This window comes from Leeuwenhoekiella aestuarii (assembly GCF_004104055.1).
Lineage (GTDB): Bacteria > Bacteroidota > Bacteroidia > Flavobacteriales > Flavobacteriaceae > Leeuwenhoekiella > Leeuwenhoekiella aestuarii.
In genome coordinates this window covers 309132-324875 of record NZ_QOVJ01000002.1, presented here as the reverse complement: position 1 = coordinate 324875, position 15744 = coordinate 309132, and the positions used below count along the sequence as shown (strand labels likewise).

Here is a 15744-nt window from a genome sequence, read left to right as displayed (position 1 = left end):
CTATTTTTTTTCTTCTTCACTCTTAACTACAAGGCGGAAACCTTCACCGTGAATATTGAGTATTTCTACTGTATCATCACGCTTTAAATATTTACGTAATTTTGCGATATAGACATCCATACTACGAGATGTAAAGTAGTTATCGTCTCTCCATATCTTTGTAAGAGCCAATTCGCGAGGCATTAAATCATTTTCATGCAAAGCTAACAGACGTAATAATTCGTTTTCTTTAGGAGAAAGTTTGTTAGGCTCTTCGTCTTTATATGTTAAGAAACGTAGCTTAGAATTTAAGAAGAAGTTACCTATATTGAATTCAAACTGCTTGCTGTCTGCAACAGAATCTGTAGCCTTACGCATCATAATTGCTTTGATCTTCATAAGCAATACTTCACTATCAAAAGGCTTGTTCAGGTAATCATCTGCCCCTACTTTGTATCCTTTCAATACATCTTCTTTCATCGCTTTAGCGGTTAAGAAAATAATAGGCACATCTTCGTTTTTCTCGCGTATTTCTTTAGCCAATGTAAAACCATCTTTATAAGGCATCATCACATCTAAGATACACAGATCAAAGTCGTCTTTTTTAAATTTCTCAAAGCCTTCCATACCATTTTTGGCGTGGGTAACGTCATAGTCGTTCATTGAAAGGTAATCTTTAAGAACCGTTCCGAAATTTGGATCGTCCTCTACGAGTAAGATTTTTTTGTTTTCTGTTTCCATTATGTTTAAGATATTAGTGGTAATTTAATTATGAACGTGCTGCCTTTGCCCTTCTCACTTTGTACCCAGATCTCACCTGCGTGATCTTCTACCATACGCTTTGCATAAGCTAAGCCAAGGCCATGTCCTTTTACGTTATGTATATCGCCGGTATGCTCGCGATAAAATTTATCAAATATTTTTTTCTGAACTTGTTTAGTCATTCCATCACCTTGGTCTTTAATTTTTACCAATATGAAATTCTTTAGGTTTTCTGTATAGATATCAATCTTAGGTTCATCTGTAGAATACTTTACCGCATTGTCTAGAATATTAACCAATACATTTGTAAAATGTGACTCATTGGCTAAAACCGAACTCTTTACTGCTCCAAAATGTGTATTTACATACCCTTGCTTATCTTCTACAATAAGCTCTATATGAGAGATTGCATCTTCAATGATATCGTGAAGTTTTAGACGTTCTTTACGGATATCAAGTTCATTCTTTTCAAGTTTAGAAATACGTAATACATTTTCAACCTGAGCATGCATACGCTTATTTTCTTCCCGGATCATCCCCATATAACGTTTTAGCGCTTCGGGGTTACCATTTATTTTTGGATTTTTAATCGCATCTAAAGCTAAGTTTATAGTCGCTATAGGGGTCTTAAACTCGTGCGTCATATTATTTATAAAATCAGTCTTTATTTCTGAAATCTGACGCTGTTTAACCAACTGCTGTAAAGCACTACTGTAAGCAATAACAATGATCAGGGTAAACAAAATACTCAACCCTCCCATTCCTATCACTGAAGAAACAACAAACTTCTTCTCACCCGGAAAATTAGCTACTAACTCATAATCATTGTTCCCCTCGTTATCAGTAAATAGAGGAACACTGAAGTTCTGATCTGGAGACTGTAAGTCAAAATCTTCTGAACGAACGTTAGTAACCAAATTGTTACTATATATAGCATACTCAAAATTGGTATCCATATCACGCTCTGCTAACTCCATAGTTAGTAAACGCTCCAACTCCTCTTCTTCAACACGCTTATGAATAGGTATTTTACGTGTTATATACATTACAGCCTGCTCAATATTATAGCGCTCTATCTCGCTTAAATCAGACATTCTTGTCAAAACTTTAGTACGGTCTACTTCAGAATTGTCAATATCATTTTTATCTATTATTTGAGTGTATTGTCGCTGTAAGTATCTTTTAAATTTTATACTGTCAACTTCATAATCTAGAATTGGTGCACTTAACTTATAGTCTTGCTCTACAATACTGTTTCTAAAAATGAAAGACTCATTAGTCAATGAATCATCTTGTTTGTAAATCAAATCATAGAGGCTAACATCATCAGGAACTCCAAGACTGTCTCGCATACGCAAAACAGGATTATACCAGTCATTTACCTCTTTCATTTGAATATCACGAGAAACTTCTTTTAAGACCTGTTTAGCATTAAATGCAAACTGACCGCGTTTCGCCTCAATACTATTTGATATCCAATAGCCCTGAACAAAAATGATGCCTATGAGAGATAGGCTCATCAGCACGACAAGGAGTACAAATAGATTTTTATTCATAGCCCAAATGTATGATTTTAACATTTAGCGCTTTGGTGGTTTAACCAAATGTTAACAAGAATGAACTATGTATTTACGCGGTCTCGCAAGATTTGATGATGAATATTTTTAGCCTGTAGTTTGCTACTATCCAATTCAATGTTCTCGATTATAAAGTCTGCTAACGGAATCTTTTTTGCATCATCCCATTGCTTATTCATCCGGTTTTCTATGTCTTCAACCGTAGAATCGTCACGTTCTAAAACACGATAAATTCGCATTTTTTTTGGTGCCGTAATGAGAATCGTATAATCTAGTCCAGAAGCTGTATCGTTCTCAAAAAGTATTGCAGCTTCCTTTAAAACATATGGAGCATCTTGTTGAGCACACCAGTTTTTAAAATGTTTACCTACTGCCGGATGAACAATTTGATTGAGTTTTTCTAATAAATCTTTATCCTTAAAAACTTTATCTGCGACATATTTACGATCAAGTTCACCTTCTTTATAAGAAGCTTTTCCCAGAAGTCTTATAACTTGCTTTCGCAACGCTTCTGTATTCATCAATGCTTTAGCTTCAGTATCTGCATAGTAAACCGGGATACCAAATTCTGAAGAAAAATACTTCGCGATTGTAGTTTTACCACTTCCTATTCCTCCGGTTATACCTACTATGATCATTTTACTAATAAATATTGTACAGTGCTTTCGCTTAAACGAATGTCACGCACATACTCCGGAGCTTCCAGAACCTGAGGCGTTAAAGATGTAGAAAGACTGTCTATTTCGTTAAAATCAACAACCACTTTAAAATCTGAAGATTTTACTTGCTCGTAGTTACTCAGATTCACATTAAATATCACATTAACCCGCTTTGGAAATACCTTAGCTGTAACATTAGATGGCACATTAATAAGTTGAAGCGGGACTGACACGTTGCCTTCGGTAAACTTATCAACAGCTAAAGTATAAGCGACTCGACCGGGAGCCAAATTCACTAAAGGAATATCTTTTCCAAAAGTAAGATTGATACTATCTGCTTTAGAATTCCGTACGTCCTGAAACTTTAATTCTTCAGTGAAAATTTGTGAAATGGTATCAACTTCAGTCTGCGGACCACGTATGGTAATTGAATCTGGTTTAATTTTAAATCCCGCTAAACTACCATAACCTGGTGCAAACGTAATGCTATACTTAGGAACAACAGGTATTTTCTTATCAAAATTTCTATCCAGATCAAAAAATACAGTATCTGGTTCAAAAGAAGTTATTTCACTACCACTTAGACTTCCTTTTAATGCGTCATTCTCGTCATTAAAAACATAATATGATCGATTTTTATTTCTGGAAAGTTGAGATAAATCAATTGGAAAATCCTGCGAAAAGAATCTGTATTTAAAATAATCGTAACCACTCGCCTTCCCGGTAACTTCAACTGTATTGGTAGATGCGGATTTTAAAATCTGATCTTCAGATAAATTTTGAAACTTCAACGGAACTTTAACTGTAAAGCTGAAATTTCGATTCAACTTGATCATAACAGATATTGTAGCCACAACCACCAGAATGGTCATAAAAACCCGAAGATTTGCATTTTTACTACGTTTTTTTCGATCTGCCATATTCAGATTTTATTCAATTAAAATTATTTAAAAAATAAGTGTGGGTATTCTTTTAAAGGATCCTTTTTGAGTAATCCTATTTTGATTTTGGATTCTAAAAAAGCAAAGCCATACCCTACAAACTGAACCAATACTGCCCATACAGATAGTAAACCTATACTCAGACTTTTATTTTTTAATGTGGAATCTAAAGCAATTAAAATAAGATAACCTAAAACAAACAACACCGGTAAATAAACCTCAAACATTGCAAGAATAAATGCCAAAATCAAACCTAGTGTAAAGCATGTAGGGAACCAATACGTAAGTTTTGCAGTTTGTGGATGCCAGCTGGTAAGAACAGGCCTAACAGTACCAAATTTTTTAACCTGAATATAAAATTTAGACCATGAAATTCGACGTTTATGATATACAAACGCTTCTGGAATCAATTTGGAGTCAAAGCCTAGACCCCAAAGTCTTATACTCAAATCTGGATCTTCACCGGGATGAATTTTACCAAATCCTCCTGAAGCTTCAAATGCTTCTTTTGAAATCCCCATATTAAAACTACGCGGCTCAAATTTGCTTTTACCCTCTTTTCTTCCACGTATTCCCCCTGTAGTAAACAAAGAGGTCATCGCGTAATTAATTGACTTTTGTAATGATGTGAAATCTTTATGAGCAGCATCAGGCCCACCAAAAAAATCTATAAACTCACGATTTAGAGAGTCTGAAACAAGCTTCAAATAATTTTCTGGCAACACACAATCACTATCCAGTATTATAAAATAATTTCCTAAAGCGCGTTGCATTCCGTAATTGCGGGATGCCCCGGGTCCAGAATTATCTTTAAACAAATAAGTGATATTTAAATCCTTAAAAGCTTTACAAACTTTCTCTGAACTTTTAGTAGAACCATCTTCTACAATAACAATCTCATAAGGTTGAGCATAATTCTGTTTCTTAAAACTTTCTAACAGTTCTTGCACCTCTTGAGGTCTGTTATAAACGGGGATTATGATGGAAAGTTTTATCAACATATTTTACACGTAGTATTTTGGCTAAATTACGCTTTATGCTATAATTGAGGTTAGCTAGTTTTTAAACTTAAACAAAAGCTTATTTATTATTCAACGACAAGTTATATCATAAAAAATGCCCGATAGTCACCGGACTTCGGGCATTTTAAAATTATAGCCTGAGCTTATTTTTCTTCTGCTTCTACAAAAGCTTCCATCACGGCATCGCTAACTCCCATATTACTGAAGCCGCCATCGTGAAATAAATTCTGAAGCGTAACTTTTTTCGTTAAATCTGAAAATAGAGAAACGGTGTAGTCTGCACAATCTTGGGCAGTAGCGTTTCCTAACGGACTCATTTTATCTGCATAAGCAATAAAGCCATCAAATCCTTTTACTCCTTGACCAGCTGTAGTAGGTGTTGGAGATTGAGAAATTGTATTCACCCGCACTTTTTTATCTCTTCCGAAGAAATAACCAAAACTACGCGCAATACTTTCTAAATAGGCTTTATTATCTGCCATATCATTATAATCAGGAAAAACACGCTGTGCAGCCATATAAGTCAAAGCAACGATGCTTCCCCACTCATTCATCGCATCTTGCTTATAAAGCACCTGCATTGTCTTGTGAAAAGACATCGCACTCACGTCTGTTCCCTTCTGAGTCCAATCGTATTTTTGATCGGTATAGTGACGACCTTTACGCACATTAATAGACATACCAATACTATGAAGAACAAAGTCTATTTTACCACCTAACTCTTCAACTGCACCGGCAACAAGAGTCTCTAAATCTTCAACTGAAGTTGCATCAGCAGGAATAATTTTTGATCCTGTTTTTTCTGCAAGTTTATTGATGCTTCCCATACGCATTGCAATAGGAGCATTTGTCAATACAAAGGTTCCGCCTTCTTCGTGAACACGCTCTGCGGTTTTCCATGCGATAGAATTTTCGTCAAGCGCGCCAAAGATTATACCTCGTTTTCCTTTTAATAAATTATAGGACATAATAGTTGTTTAATTTAAGTGGTCAAATATAGTATTTTATTAGTTGAGAAGCTGTCTTGCGTGGTCAAAAGCTGCGTCAGAAGATGCTTTACCGCCTAACATTTCTGCGATTTCTGCTACCCGCTCATCCGTACTTAAAACACGGATTCCTGTAGTGGTTTTTTTAGCTAAATCTTCTTTGTACACTTTTAAATGATTAGCTCCCTGACCAGCGATTTGTGGTAAATGTGTAATACTTATAAGCTGCATACGGGATCCCATATCTTTCATAATATGTCCCATTTTTAAAGCGACCTCACCACTCACACCCGTGTCAATTTCATCAAAAATAAGTGTAGGTAATTTTGCATAATCACTCAATACAGATTTTATTGCCAGCATAATACGTGATAATTCACCACCTGAAGCTGCTTTTTTTAATTCTTGCGCTCGCATTCCTTTATTAGCTGTAAACAGAAAATAAAGTTGATCTTTTCCGTTTTCTAAAAAAGTAGTGCTATCTGTTAAACTGACTTCAAAACGAGCATTAGGCATCCCGAGATTTAAAAGAATATGCTGAAGCTTTTCGGTTAAAGGTTTTATGGTTTTTGTACGTCTTTTAGTAAGCGATACAGCTTGTTTTTCAAGTTCATTTCTTGCCTGAGCAATTTCTCGCTCCAAGTTATTTATTTCAGAATCCAGATTACTTAAAGATTGTACTTCGTCATCTAGCGTATCTCTAATTTCAATAAGCCCTTCAACGCTGTCAACCTGATGCTTTTTCTGAAGATCAAAAAACATTTTTAATCTACTTTCTAAATGTGCCAACTCGGTTGGATCACTCTCTGTATCAGCGGCAAGATCATTTATACTTTCTGAAATATCATCAAGCTCAATAGTTACCGCCTCAAGCCGATCACTCAATTCTTTCAATTGAGTACTAAAGCTAGAAAGTTTAGCTAAGCGAACCTTTGCGGTAAGCAACATCTCATTAACTCCTACCTCTTCCCTACTCAGAATTTGGTAGGCTTCAGCAAGGCCTTCAGTAATTTGCTCCACATTATTTAATGCTTCGTGTGATGCTTCTATATTTTCTTGTTCACCCGCTTTTAAATTTGCAGCAAGCAATTCTTCGAGCAAAAAGGTTTTATATTCTTCTTCCTTCTGAGCTTCCTCTTTTTGAGATCGCTTCTTTTTAAGTTGACTTTGTTTAGATCTGAATTCTTGATAAAGTTCCTGATAGTTAGACAGAATCGATTCATTTTCTGCAAAAGCATCCAAAACCTGAAACTGAAAATCTACATCGGTGACCTCAAGTGTTTGATGCTGACTGTGAATATCGACCAGTCGCGCTCCCAATGCCGAAAGTTGACTAAGCGTAACCGGAGTATCGTTAACAAAAGCACGACTTTTTCCACTAGAAAGAATCTCACGCCTAATGATTGTTAGCGACTCGTAATCCAAATCTTCTTCTTCAAATAGAACTTTTAAATCATACGCCGAAACATTAAAATGTGCTTCAATAACACATTTCTCATCAGTATTACCTATACTACTAATATCTGCGCGCTTCCCTAATATAAGCCCTAGAGCCCCCAGAAGAATAGATTTACCTGCACCGGTCTCACCGGTAATCACAGTGAACCCTTCATTAAACTGAAGGTTGACCTCTTCTATTAATGCGTAATTTTTTATGTGTAGTGAACTGAGCAATTAAAATTTTTGTTTAAGTTCTTAAAAATGAAATTTTACCGGTAATAGCAAATATTAATCCGGCTCCACAAAGTATTCCGCCTATAAAGCCCATCAAATCTCCATAAAACACATTTAATATTAGTATTCCCAGAGCAAATATAATTAGACCAATCAAGCGATTTTTATACATATTTGTTTTGAAGCAAACGATTAAAAGCGTTTGCTCGCGTAAATATACTAGAGAAATTTGCTACGCTCAAAGAAAAGAGAAAGTCTCTTACAATTTGATCTGTTGCCAGTAAGCAGACTTGGTAGGTGCAACTTTATTAAGCATATCTACCAGATTACTTATAGAAACCTGCGGCCCTTCTGAGAACATATTTTTAACTTCTTCAGCTTTTGTATCAAAAAACACACGTGTTAAAAAATTGTTAGGTCTGCTGGCATACATCTGGTTAAACAACTCTAATGTTATAGCAATTGATTGCTTTGCATCTTTTGGGTTATCTGCCATATAATCTAAGCCATTGCGATGATAAGCATACATCACATCATGAAATTCCCTGAAATTAGGAGACAATAAATCTTGATTCAGTCTAAAACGCGTTTGCGTCCCACTTTGAGGAGACCAGCCATCTGTTACTTGTTGTTGTGCTGTATTTACAATACGTTTAGCCTCTTCAAAATAGGGTTCGCCACCACCCAATTCATACGAATCCGCATCAAGGCCAATTATGGTATAAGCATAGAAAGCCAATACCGAAATTAGATTAGAATCAAAACTATTAGGGTTATAATTTAACGGCTGAAATTCTGTATATCTAAAATTGAATTGTTTATCGTTAAAATTTAAAAGCGTTGAGTTGTACGTACTGTTGTAGACAGGTCTTGAAGATTGAACCTGTATAGAAGCTGTAAAATAATCAGAATCTATATTCGAAATTATAATAACAAAACTACAATCTATACGCTCCTGTTGCTTGACATTAAGATCTGTCCAGGTTGTTTTATTCATAAACTCGGTAAGTTCTGTTTTCAGCGTTCTAAAAACCTGAAGATTACTCAACCCGGTTTGTTCTGTATTTATCGTCAAAGAGCAATTGAGCTCCTGCGCCTGAAGCCCAAAACATATAAAAAACAAAACAAGTACAAGCTTATACATCTAACGCCTTTTGAATAAATTCTAATAAATCTTGAGCAACAAGTTCTTTTTCTTTCAATTCCTGCGGAAAAACAGCTCCATCCTTAGTGATGAAAGTTACTTTATTAGTATCGGTTTTAAAACCAGCACCTTTATCATTTAAAGAATTTAAGACGATTAAATCCAGATTCTTTCGATCGATTTTTCCTTTTGCATTTTTAAGTTCATTTTCAGTTTCTAATGCAAACCCAACTAAATACTGATTCTTCTTATATTTACCTAAATGTGCTAAAATATCCTGAGTTGGCTCTAACTGAATAGCTAATGCATCTACTTTCTTTTTAATTTTTTGAGTTGCAACATCAGCAGGTCTGTAATCTGCTACAGCAGCAGCAGCTATTACTACATCAGCAGAACTATAATATTGCTGAACAGCTTCAAACATTTCCGCTGCAGATGTAACGTGAATAAGATTAACTAAATTGTGTTTCAGTTTTAAATGCGTAGGCCCCGAAACCAGAACAACTTCTGCTCCTAGATTTGCAGATTCAGCAGCAATCGCATAACCCATTTTGCCACTACTGTGATTCCCTATAAATCGCACTGGATCTATAGCTTCATAAGTAGGACCAGCAGTAATAAGAATCTTTTTCCCTTTTAACGGAAGCCTTTTTAATATATCTGCCTCAATAAAAGTTATAATATCTTCGGGCTCTGCCATACGACCTTCACCCTCTAAGCCACTGGCGAGTTCACCACTAGTAGCCGGTATCATTACATTACCATAACTAATGAGTTGCTCAAACGAATTTGCAGTACTGGGGTGTTTGTGCATATCCAAGTCCATAGCAGGAGCAAAATAAACCGGACATTTAGCCGAAAGATAAGTTGCCAGTAACAAATTATCTGACGTACCATTTGCCATTTTAGATAAGGTATTTGCTGTTGCCGGGGCTATAACCAAGAAATCGGCCCAAAGACCGAGTTCTACGTGGTTATTCCACAATGCATTTTCACTTTCTTTATTAGTAAAAGTAGAAAGCACTTCGTTTTTAGATAGTGTAGAAAGGGTCAACGGAGTCACAAACTCTTTGGCATCTTGAGTCATAATAACCCGTACTTCTGCACCAGCTTTGACAAAACCTCTAACCAAAAAAGCCGCTTTATAAGCAGCTATCCCGGCGGTTACTCCAAGTAAAACCTTTTTACCGCGTAAAACAGACATGACTACTCTGTTGCAGTCGTATCTCGGAAGTATATTTTATCTTCTAACCATTCTTGAACGGCCATAGCATGTGGCTTAGGCAAACGCTCGTAAAACTTAGAAACTTCAATCTGTTCTTTGTTCTCAAAAATCTCTTCTAAACTATCACTATACGTAGCAAACTCATCTAACTTCTCTAGTAATTCTCTCTTGATTTCTGTATTAATCTGAGTAGCACGCTTAGCGATAATTGAGATCGCTTCATATATGTTTCCCGTAGGAGCATCAATCTCGCTTCTGTTATGAGTAACCGTATTTACTGGTGCATCTAAATTTTTCACATCCATAATATTCGCATTAATTTAATTAGGAATAATTTTCTAATATTGAGTCAATATCTGCTTTTATCTCATCTGCCTGAGCACGATAATCTCCCTCAGGGAAATAATTTATTAGCGTCTCATACATTTCTATTGCTTCTTCTAATCGTGGTTTAACCAATACATTAATACTTTTTGAACCGTATTGATACTGCGAATCTAATTTATAGAAAAATGCAGCTTCACGAAATGGTGAACCAGGGTAATCTGATAAAAAATCATCTAAAGAAGAAATCGCAGCCGGATACTGCATAATCTTATGCCATCCCTTTGCTATTTCAAAAGATTTCTTCTGCATTTTAATGCTAAGCTCTTTAATTCGCTCATTAGCATCTTCAGCATATGATGATTCTGGATAAGAAGTAATGAATTGTTGTAATTGAGTTAAACCTTTTTCAGTTTCAGACTGATCTAACTGATAATTAGGAGAAAGCTCTGCATAACTGACAGCAGCTTTATATTCTGCCTCCTCTGCTTTATCAGAATCAGGATACGCCGAAACAAAACGATCAAACTGATAACCTGCTAAATAGTAATTTTCTTCTTGATACTGAGCATCTGCATATAAAAACATGATACGCTCTGCTTGAGGCTTACCTCTATATGCAGGAACAATTTGCTCCCACAACTTTAAAGATTTACGGTATTTACCGGCATTATAAAGCGAGTCTGCCATAGAATATTTTACTCCTGTATCTTCAGATTTGAGAGCTTTTTGATATTCACTACAAGACGCCAAAGTTACTACGGCTAATACAACTACAATTGTTTTCTTCATTAAGCTTAAAAACATCGGGCAAAAATAAGGTTTTTCTAGGTATTACAAAACTTAAAGACCAGTCTCGCTCAAGTATGTTGCAATATTTTGTTTTAAAGTTTCTGTTGCCGGCACTAAAGGCAGTCTGACACTGTCATTACAAATATTCTTACTTGCCAGTAAAGCTTTAATACCGGCAGGATTACCTTCAGCAAAAATAAGATCTACCGCAGGCATTAACATATAATGCTTCTTATATGCTTCATTAAAATTACTTTGCAAGCCTTGCTTCATCATTTCTGAAAAAATACCGGGTAAACCTTGCGCAAGTACCGAAATCACACCATCACCACCAGCAGAAACTGTGGGTAAAGCCAGTAGATCATCTCCAGAAAGTACTAAGAACTCATCTGGACGTTCTTTTATAAGACGCATCATTTGAGCGAGATCACCTGCAGCTTCTTTAACTCCAATAATATTTTCTGAATCATTAGCGAGTTTAATTACTGTTTCTGGCAAAACATTGCTACCGGTACGACCAGGAACATTATACAAAATTACAGGAAGCGGTGAAGCCTCTGCAATCGCTAAATAATGTGCATAGATACCAGCTTGCGTAGGTCTGTTGTAATAAGGTGAAACAGATAAAATAGCTTTGAAACCAGTAAAATCTCTGGTTTTAAGTTCATCTACAAGAGCTGTGGTATTATTTCCCCCCACTCCAAGAACTAGTGGTAATCTGCCAGCATTGACCTCAGTAACCTTAGCGATAATCTTGTCTTTCTCTGCAGATGTGAGCGTAGCATTTTCTGCTGTAGTACCCATTACCACAAGATAATCTACACCTCCAGATATGTTATATTCAACTAGCTGACCTAAACCGTTTAGGTCTAAACTTAAGTCTTCATTAAATGGAGTTGCCAGTGCAACACCAGTCCCTTTCAATTCTTGCATCTTAATCTATGCGATTTAATAATTTCAAATATTTCAATAATTCGGTTTCAAACACTTGTACCTCTTCTGCCTTAGAGTTAATGGTTAAATCATTAAAATCTGCTAATTCCGAAGAAATACCAACCTTGAATAAAGCTTTAGATTGCGCCGAAACGAAATCCAAAAATACATTTTCTGTACGGTAATAACTTATTAAGACCTTAAAAGGTTTATCTATAAATTGCTGTATTTTGGGATTTTTTAAACTTCCGGAGATTGAAAAATCACTTTTACTCAATTCCAGATAAGACTCTTTTTCGGTATGAGTTTTATCATGTGTAAAAGCAATCAGCATATTATCGTCTGATTCTGTTAGAAGTAAAAGCAACTCATTCAATCTTTTCAGGTTTTCAAACTCACGCAAATCAACGAGTAATCCTACACCTTCTCCAATTGAATTTTTAAAACTTTGCTTAGAATTCTTGTGAAAATTCTTAACCTTAGATTTAAGCAAATCCTGTTTCCATCCGTCTAAAAACATCTAAATTTGTTTTGCGCAAATGTAATTAATTATCGCTCAAAGCAACTCTTTTATTTAATCAGTCAATGATTCGGATTTTTCTCTCTCTAGTTCTCATTATTAGCCTGCTGGGTTGCAAAGACTCTCAAGCTACCCTAACACATATTGAAGGCCACCAACTTCCTGTTACAGACAGTATTCAAGCAAACCAAGATGTTCTAGATTACATTGCTCCTTACCGAAAACGCATAGATGAAGAAATGGGTGCTGTACTTGCATACGCTCCACAAAGCCTTTCAAAAAAGGAAGGTCTATACAACACTGCTCTAGGTAATATGATGGCAGATGCTGTTTTTGAATTGAGTAACCCTGTATTTAAGAAAAGAACAGGGAAAAATATTGATGCGGTACTCCTTAATCATGGAGGAATCAGATCTACTTTAAATGCCGGAGATGTGACCATGCGATCTGCTTTTGACATTATGCCTTTTGAAAACAGCGTTGTGGTTGTAGAACTCACAAGCGATCAAGTAAATAAGATGTTTGATTATTTAAAATCAGGCACTGCTCACCCTATCTCTAATATGCAGCTTGTAATTGATAAAAAAAATGAGATTAAAACCGCCACTATAAATGGAAAACCAGTCGAAAATGGAAAAACCTATTTCATAGCAACTAACGATTATCTGCAACAAGGTGGCGACCACATGACATTTTTAAGTGAACCTTTAAGTATGGACGTTTTAGATTATAAAATCCGTAACATTTTAGTTGACTATTTCAAAGAACAAGACACCATAGCACCTGTAAGAGACAATCGTTTTATCAAAGAATAAATATGGAAAGAAGAAAGTTTATAAAGCAAACCAGTATTGCAACTGCAGTTGTTGCCGGCGCACCAAGTTTTAATCTTTTTGCAGAAACGAAAAAGTCAAAGAAAATCACAATTCTGCACACAAACGATGTGCACAGCCATATTGATCCGTTTTCACCCGAAGACGCGTCTTTTCCCAATAAAGGTGGTGTTGCAAGACGCTTAACCCTAATTGAAGCAATACGCAAAGAAAACCCCAACACCCTATTATTGGACGCGGGAGATATCTTTCAGGGCACACCTTATTTTAATTTTTATGGAGGCGAACTTGAGTTTAAATTAATGAGTATGATGCAGTATGATGCTGCAACGATAGGTAATCACGATTTTGATAATGGCGTGAATGGTCTAGCTGTACAAATGCCAAATGCCAGTTTTAAAATGCTGAGTTCAAACTATAATTTTACAAACACTGCTATGGACGGTTTAACAAAACCGTATGAGATCTTTATAAAAGATGGAATCAAAATAGGCGTATTTGGAATAGGAATACAATTAGAAGGCTTAGTAACTCCTGCACTATCTAAAGAAACTCAATATCTAGACCCCATTGAAACTTCTCATGATATGACCCGCATTTTAAAAGAAGAACAAAATTGTGATTTAATTATTTGTCTCTCTCATTTAGGATACAGCTATAAATATGATAAAATATCAGATCTTAAACTAGCAAAAAAAACTAAAAACATCGATCTTATCATAGGTGGCCACACACACACATTTTTAGAAAAACCTACAATAGTCAAAAATGCCTCAGACAATGATGTTATAGTGAATCAAGTAGGTTGGGCCGGAGTTAACCTGGGTAGAATAGACTTTGAGTTTGATCTTACTGGTAAAGCAACTGCAACCTCAAAAACAATTACTATTTAATAACCTTCATAACCTATATCTGTACGTACTTTTTCTATTCGTACATAATAGATCGCTACACAAGTCTTGTGCACACATATTGCAATTTTGACACCGGAGGCTATGATTGGTATGGCCATACTGTAGGTATACACAAAAGCTAAAATAGCTTCAATAAGCAAGCAGCCTCCTATCAGATACAAGTAAACATTACTTGGGTGACTGTTTCTCAATGGAATCAAAAAGCAGATCAGCGTAAATATTAGTAGAAATATGGCACCAATAACAAATAAAAATTTATTTGGGACACTACTATAATACATACTCATCAAATATATTACAGTATAGGTGCAGAATATAACTCCTATTATCGGCTGTAATACCATTTCTCTAGTGATTTTTCGTGGTCTTATTCTAAGAATAGGCATAAATGTATATAACATAGCAGCCGCAGCAATAAAAAATGTCATAAGTATTATTGTAAAATATTTATGTATATCGGTAAGTACGCATACCTCCCCTACATAAGCTGAAGCCAAAAAAGCAGCTAATACGAGGTTATGCTTTTTTAAAGACTTACAATAAAACCAATAATAAATTAAATAAAAAGAAGGCTGTAATATATAACCTAAAGTTTGATTGATTGATGAAGCGAAAATAAATACTATACAGCAAAAAATACCTAGATATAAAATTTGTGAAGGTCTGTCTATATAAAAATTAGTATTTAGTTCTCTCATCTATTTTTAAATATGCTCAAAGGCACTAATAAATAAGTTAGTAAATAACTAAAAAAAATTAACAATCAACAACAAATCTTATATTAAAGTGTTGAGTTAACACGTCTTTTCTTTCAGAAGTATTCCTCTTTAGAACATAATATTTTATCAAGGTTAATCAAATACCAAACTAAAAAAATCTTTAGCAAAAACATTGAGATCAGAGAAAGATATAGAATTATAGAATTTGACCATAAAAACTCATATATAAACATTGTAGGAGCCATCACAGCCATAGAACCTCCTATAAAATACAAAGCAAAATTATCTGGATGCTTGTCTTTAGCTGGCATAATTGAGCAAAAGAAAATCCAAACTAACAATGCCACTAAAGCCGGAAAAAAAATATAAAAATTTGGCAAATTCTTAAACACCATTAAAATCAATTCCCAAAAAATAAAAAGTATTCCTAATAAACCGAGAAATGGCCTTATCAAATCACTCCAATTAGTTTTAAAACTTGTGCGCTTAACAAGTGGCCAAATATGATAAAGCATAGAAAAAGTAGCCAAACAATAACAAGTTAGGACCAAGACAAAATATTTGCTGAAATCAATTAAGAAAAACACCTCATTAATCAACTCACAAGTCAGGTAAAAAAGCAAGAAGTAATTATGCTTTTTTACATTGGCAACATAAAAACTATAGATTAAAAAAACACAAACAGGCCTTAAATATATTGAAAGATTAAAATGAAAACCTATCAATAGGATTTCAATAAC

At 35.1% G+C, this 15744-nt stretch carries 17 protein-coding genes; 2 read left to right on the top strand and 15 right to left on the bottom strand.

Going from position 1 to position 15744, the window contains the following annotated elements; translation table 11 throughout:
* From DSM03_RS07360 to DSM03_RS07300, 13 genes are all read right to left on the bottom strand, one after another.
* Positions 1-720 carry a response regulator transcription factor gene (locus DSM03_RS07360; RefSeq protein ID WP_128761074.1) on the bottom strand — a complete coding sequence of 240 codons (720 nt, stop codon included), beginning with the start codon at positions 718-720 and terminating at the stop codon, positions 1-3.
* Positions 721-725: 5 nt separating this feature from the next.
* Positions 726-2297, bottom strand: a complete 1572-nt coding sequence (locus DSM03_RS07355; RefSeq protein WP_128761075.1) for a sensor histidine kinase — start codon at positions 2295-2297, stop codon at positions 726-728.
* Between the two features lie 65 nt (positions 2298-2362).
* Positions 2363-2956: a dephospho-CoA kinase gene (gene coaE / locus DSM03_RS07350; protein WP_128761076.1), complete on the bottom strand. Its 594-nt coding sequence runs from the start codon at positions 2954-2956 to the stop codon at positions 2363-2365.
* Positions 2953-3897 carry a CdaR family protein gene (locus DSM03_RS07345; protein WP_128761077.1) on the bottom strand — a complete coding sequence of 315 codons (945 nt, stop codon included), beginning with the start codon at positions 3895-3897 and terminating at the stop codon, positions 2953-2955. Before DSM03_RS07345 ends, coaE begins: the two co-directional genes overlap by 4 nt.
* 23 nt (positions 3898-3920) lie before the next feature.
* On the bottom strand, positions 3921-4919 hold the full coding sequence (locus DSM03_RS07340; protein WP_201740418.1) for a glycosyltransferase family 2 protein: 999 nt from the start codon (positions 4917-4919) through the stop codon (positions 3921-3923).
* A 164-nt stretch (positions 4920-5083) separates the two neighbouring features.
* Positions 5084-5908, bottom strand: a complete 825-nt coding sequence (locus DSM03_RS07335) for an enoyl-ACP reductase FabI (protein WP_128761078.1) — start codon at positions 5906-5908, stop codon at positions 5084-5086.
* A 39-nt stretch (positions 5909-5947) separates the two neighbouring features.
* Positions 5948-7600, bottom strand: coding sequence for a DNA repair protein RecN (gene recN / locus DSM03_RS07330; protein WP_128761079.1), 1653 nt, complete (start codon positions 7598-7600; stop codon positions 5948-5950).
* A gap of 259 nt (positions 7601-7859) precedes the next feature.
* On the bottom strand, positions 7860-8744 hold the full coding sequence (gene porD / locus DSM03_RS07325; RefSeq protein ID WP_128761080.1) for a type IX secretion system protein PorD: 885 nt from the start codon (positions 8742-8744) through the stop codon (positions 7860-7862).
* Positions 8737-9948 carry a bifunctional phosphopantothenoylcysteine decarboxylase/phosphopantothenate--cysteine ligase CoaBC gene (coaBC, locus tag DSM03_RS07320; RefSeq protein WP_128761081.1) on the bottom strand — a complete coding sequence of 404 codons (1212 nt, stop codon included), beginning with the start codon at positions 9946-9948 and terminating at the stop codon, positions 8737-8739. Before coaBC ends, porD begins: the two co-directional genes overlap by 8 nt.
* A 2-nt stretch (positions 9949-9950) precedes the next feature.
* Complete coding sequence (locus tag DSM03_RS07315) at positions 9951-10274, bottom strand: DNA-directed RNA polymerase subunit omega (protein WP_009780002.1); 324 nt, start codon at positions 10272-10274, stop codon at positions 9951-9953.
* Positions 10275-10293: 19 nt separating this feature from the next.
* Positions 10294-11085, bottom strand: a complete 792-nt coding sequence (locus DSM03_RS07310) for an outer membrane protein assembly factor BamD (RefSeq protein WP_236638814.1) — start codon at positions 11083-11085, stop codon at positions 10294-10296.
* 51 nt (positions 11086-11136) lie between these two features.
* Positions 11137-12018 carry a 4-hydroxy-tetrahydrodipicolinate synthase gene (gene dapA, locus DSM03_RS07305; protein WP_128761083.1) on the bottom strand — a complete coding sequence of 294 codons (882 nt, stop codon included), beginning with the start codon at positions 12016-12018 and terminating at the stop codon, positions 11137-11139.
* Position 12019: 1 nt separating this feature from the next.
* Complete coding sequence (locus tag DSM03_RS07300; protein WP_128761084.1) at positions 12020-12538, bottom strand: DUF6913 domain-containing protein; 519 nt, start codon at positions 12536-12538, stop codon at positions 12020-12022.
* Positions 12539-12603: 65 nt separating this feature from the next.
* Here DSM03_RS07300 and DSM03_RS07295 point away from each other — a divergent pair, with 65 nt between their 5' ends.
* Positions 12604-13353: a 5'-nucleotidase C-terminal domain-containing protein gene (locus DSM03_RS07295; RefSeq protein ID WP_128761085.1), complete on the top strand. Its 750-nt coding sequence runs from the start codon at positions 12604-12606 to the stop codon at positions 13351-13353.
* Between the two features lie 2 nt (positions 13354-13355).
* Entirely contained in the window at positions 13356-14264 is a 909-nt protein-coding gene (locus DSM03_RS07290) for a metallophosphatase (RefSeq protein ID WP_128761086.1), read from the top strand.
* On the opposite strand, the gene DSM03_RS07285 is transcribed toward DSM03_RS07290, so the two are convergent.
* Together DSM03_RS07285 and DSM03_RS07280 are read right to left on the bottom strand one after the other, a co-directional pair.
* Entirely contained in the window at positions 14261-14713 is a 453-nt protein-coding gene (locus DSM03_RS07285) for a hypothetical protein (RefSeq protein ID WP_128761087.1), read from the bottom strand. The two genes, DSM03_RS07290 and DSM03_RS07285, sit on opposite strands and share 4 nt — an antisense overlap.
* Before the next feature lie 383 nt (positions 14714-15096).
* The gene (locus DSM03_RS07280; protein WP_128761088.1) at positions 15097-15534 is read right to left on the bottom strand and encodes a hypothetical protein; all 438 of its coding nucleotides are present in this window, start codon (positions 15532-15534) and stop codon (positions 15097-15099) included.
* Positions 15535-15744: the final 210 nt, after the last annotated feature.

Bases quoted from the DNA above. Each gene is read 5' to 3' on its own strand.
- DSM03_RS07340 (WP_201740418.1), bottom strand. From the start codon at position 4,919: ATGTTGATAAAACTTTCCATCATAATCCCCGTTTATAACAGACCTCAA.
- DSM03_RS07310 (WP_236638814.1), bottom strand. From the start codon at position 11,085: ATGAAGAAAACAATTGTAGTTGTATTAGCCGTAGTAACTTTGGCGTCT.
- DSM03_RS07315 (WP_009780002.1), bottom strand. From the start codon at position 10,274: ATGGATGTGAAAAATTTAGATGCACCAGTAAATACGGTTACTCATAAC.
- DSM03_RS07285 (WP_128761087.1), bottom strand. From the start codon at position 14,713: ATGACATTTTTTATTGCTGCGGCTGCTATGTTATATACATTTATGCCT.
- DSM03_RS07355 (WP_128761075.1), bottom strand. From the start codon at position 2,297: ATGAATAAAAATCTATTTGTACTCCTTGTCGTGCTGATGAGCCTATCT.
- DSM03_RS07345 (WP_128761077.1), bottom strand. From the start codon at position 3,897: ATGGCAGATCGAAAAAAACGTAGTAAAAATGCAAATCTTCGGGTTTTT.
- DSM03_RS07335 (WP_128761078.1), bottom strand. From the start codon at position 5,908: ATGTCCTATAATTTATTAAAAGGAAAACGAGGTATAATCTTTGGCGCG.
- DSM03_RS07290 (WP_128761086.1), top strand. From the start codon at position 13,356: ATGGAAAGAAGAAAGTTTATAAAGCAAACCAGTATTGCAACTGCAGTT.
- DSM03_RS07300 (WP_128761084.1), bottom strand. From the start codon at position 12,538: ATGTTTTTAGACGGATGGAAACAGGATTTGCTTAAATCTAAGGTTAAG.
- DSM03_RS07295 (WP_128761085.1), top strand. From the start codon at position 12,604: ATGATTCGGATTTTTCTCTCTCTAGTTCTCATTATTAGCCTGCTGGGT.
- DSM03_RS07360 (WP_128761074.1), bottom strand. From the start codon at position 720: ATGGAAACAGAAAACAAAAAAATCTTACTCGTAGAGGACGATCCAAAT.
- coaE (WP_128761076.1), bottom strand. From the start codon at position 2,956: ATGATCATAGTAGGTATAACCGGAGGAATAGGAAGTGGTAAAACTACA.
- coaBC (WP_128761081.1), bottom strand. From the start codon at position 9,948: ATGTCTGTTTTACGCGGTAAAAAGGTTTTACTTGGAGTAACCGCCGGG.
- porD (WP_128761080.1), bottom strand. From the start codon at position 8,744: ATGTATAAGCTTGTACTTGTTTTGTTTTTTATATGTTTTGGGCTTCAG.
- dapA (WP_128761083.1), bottom strand. From the start codon at position 12,018: ATGCAAGAATTGAAAGGGACTGGTGTTGCACTGGCAACTCCATTTAAT.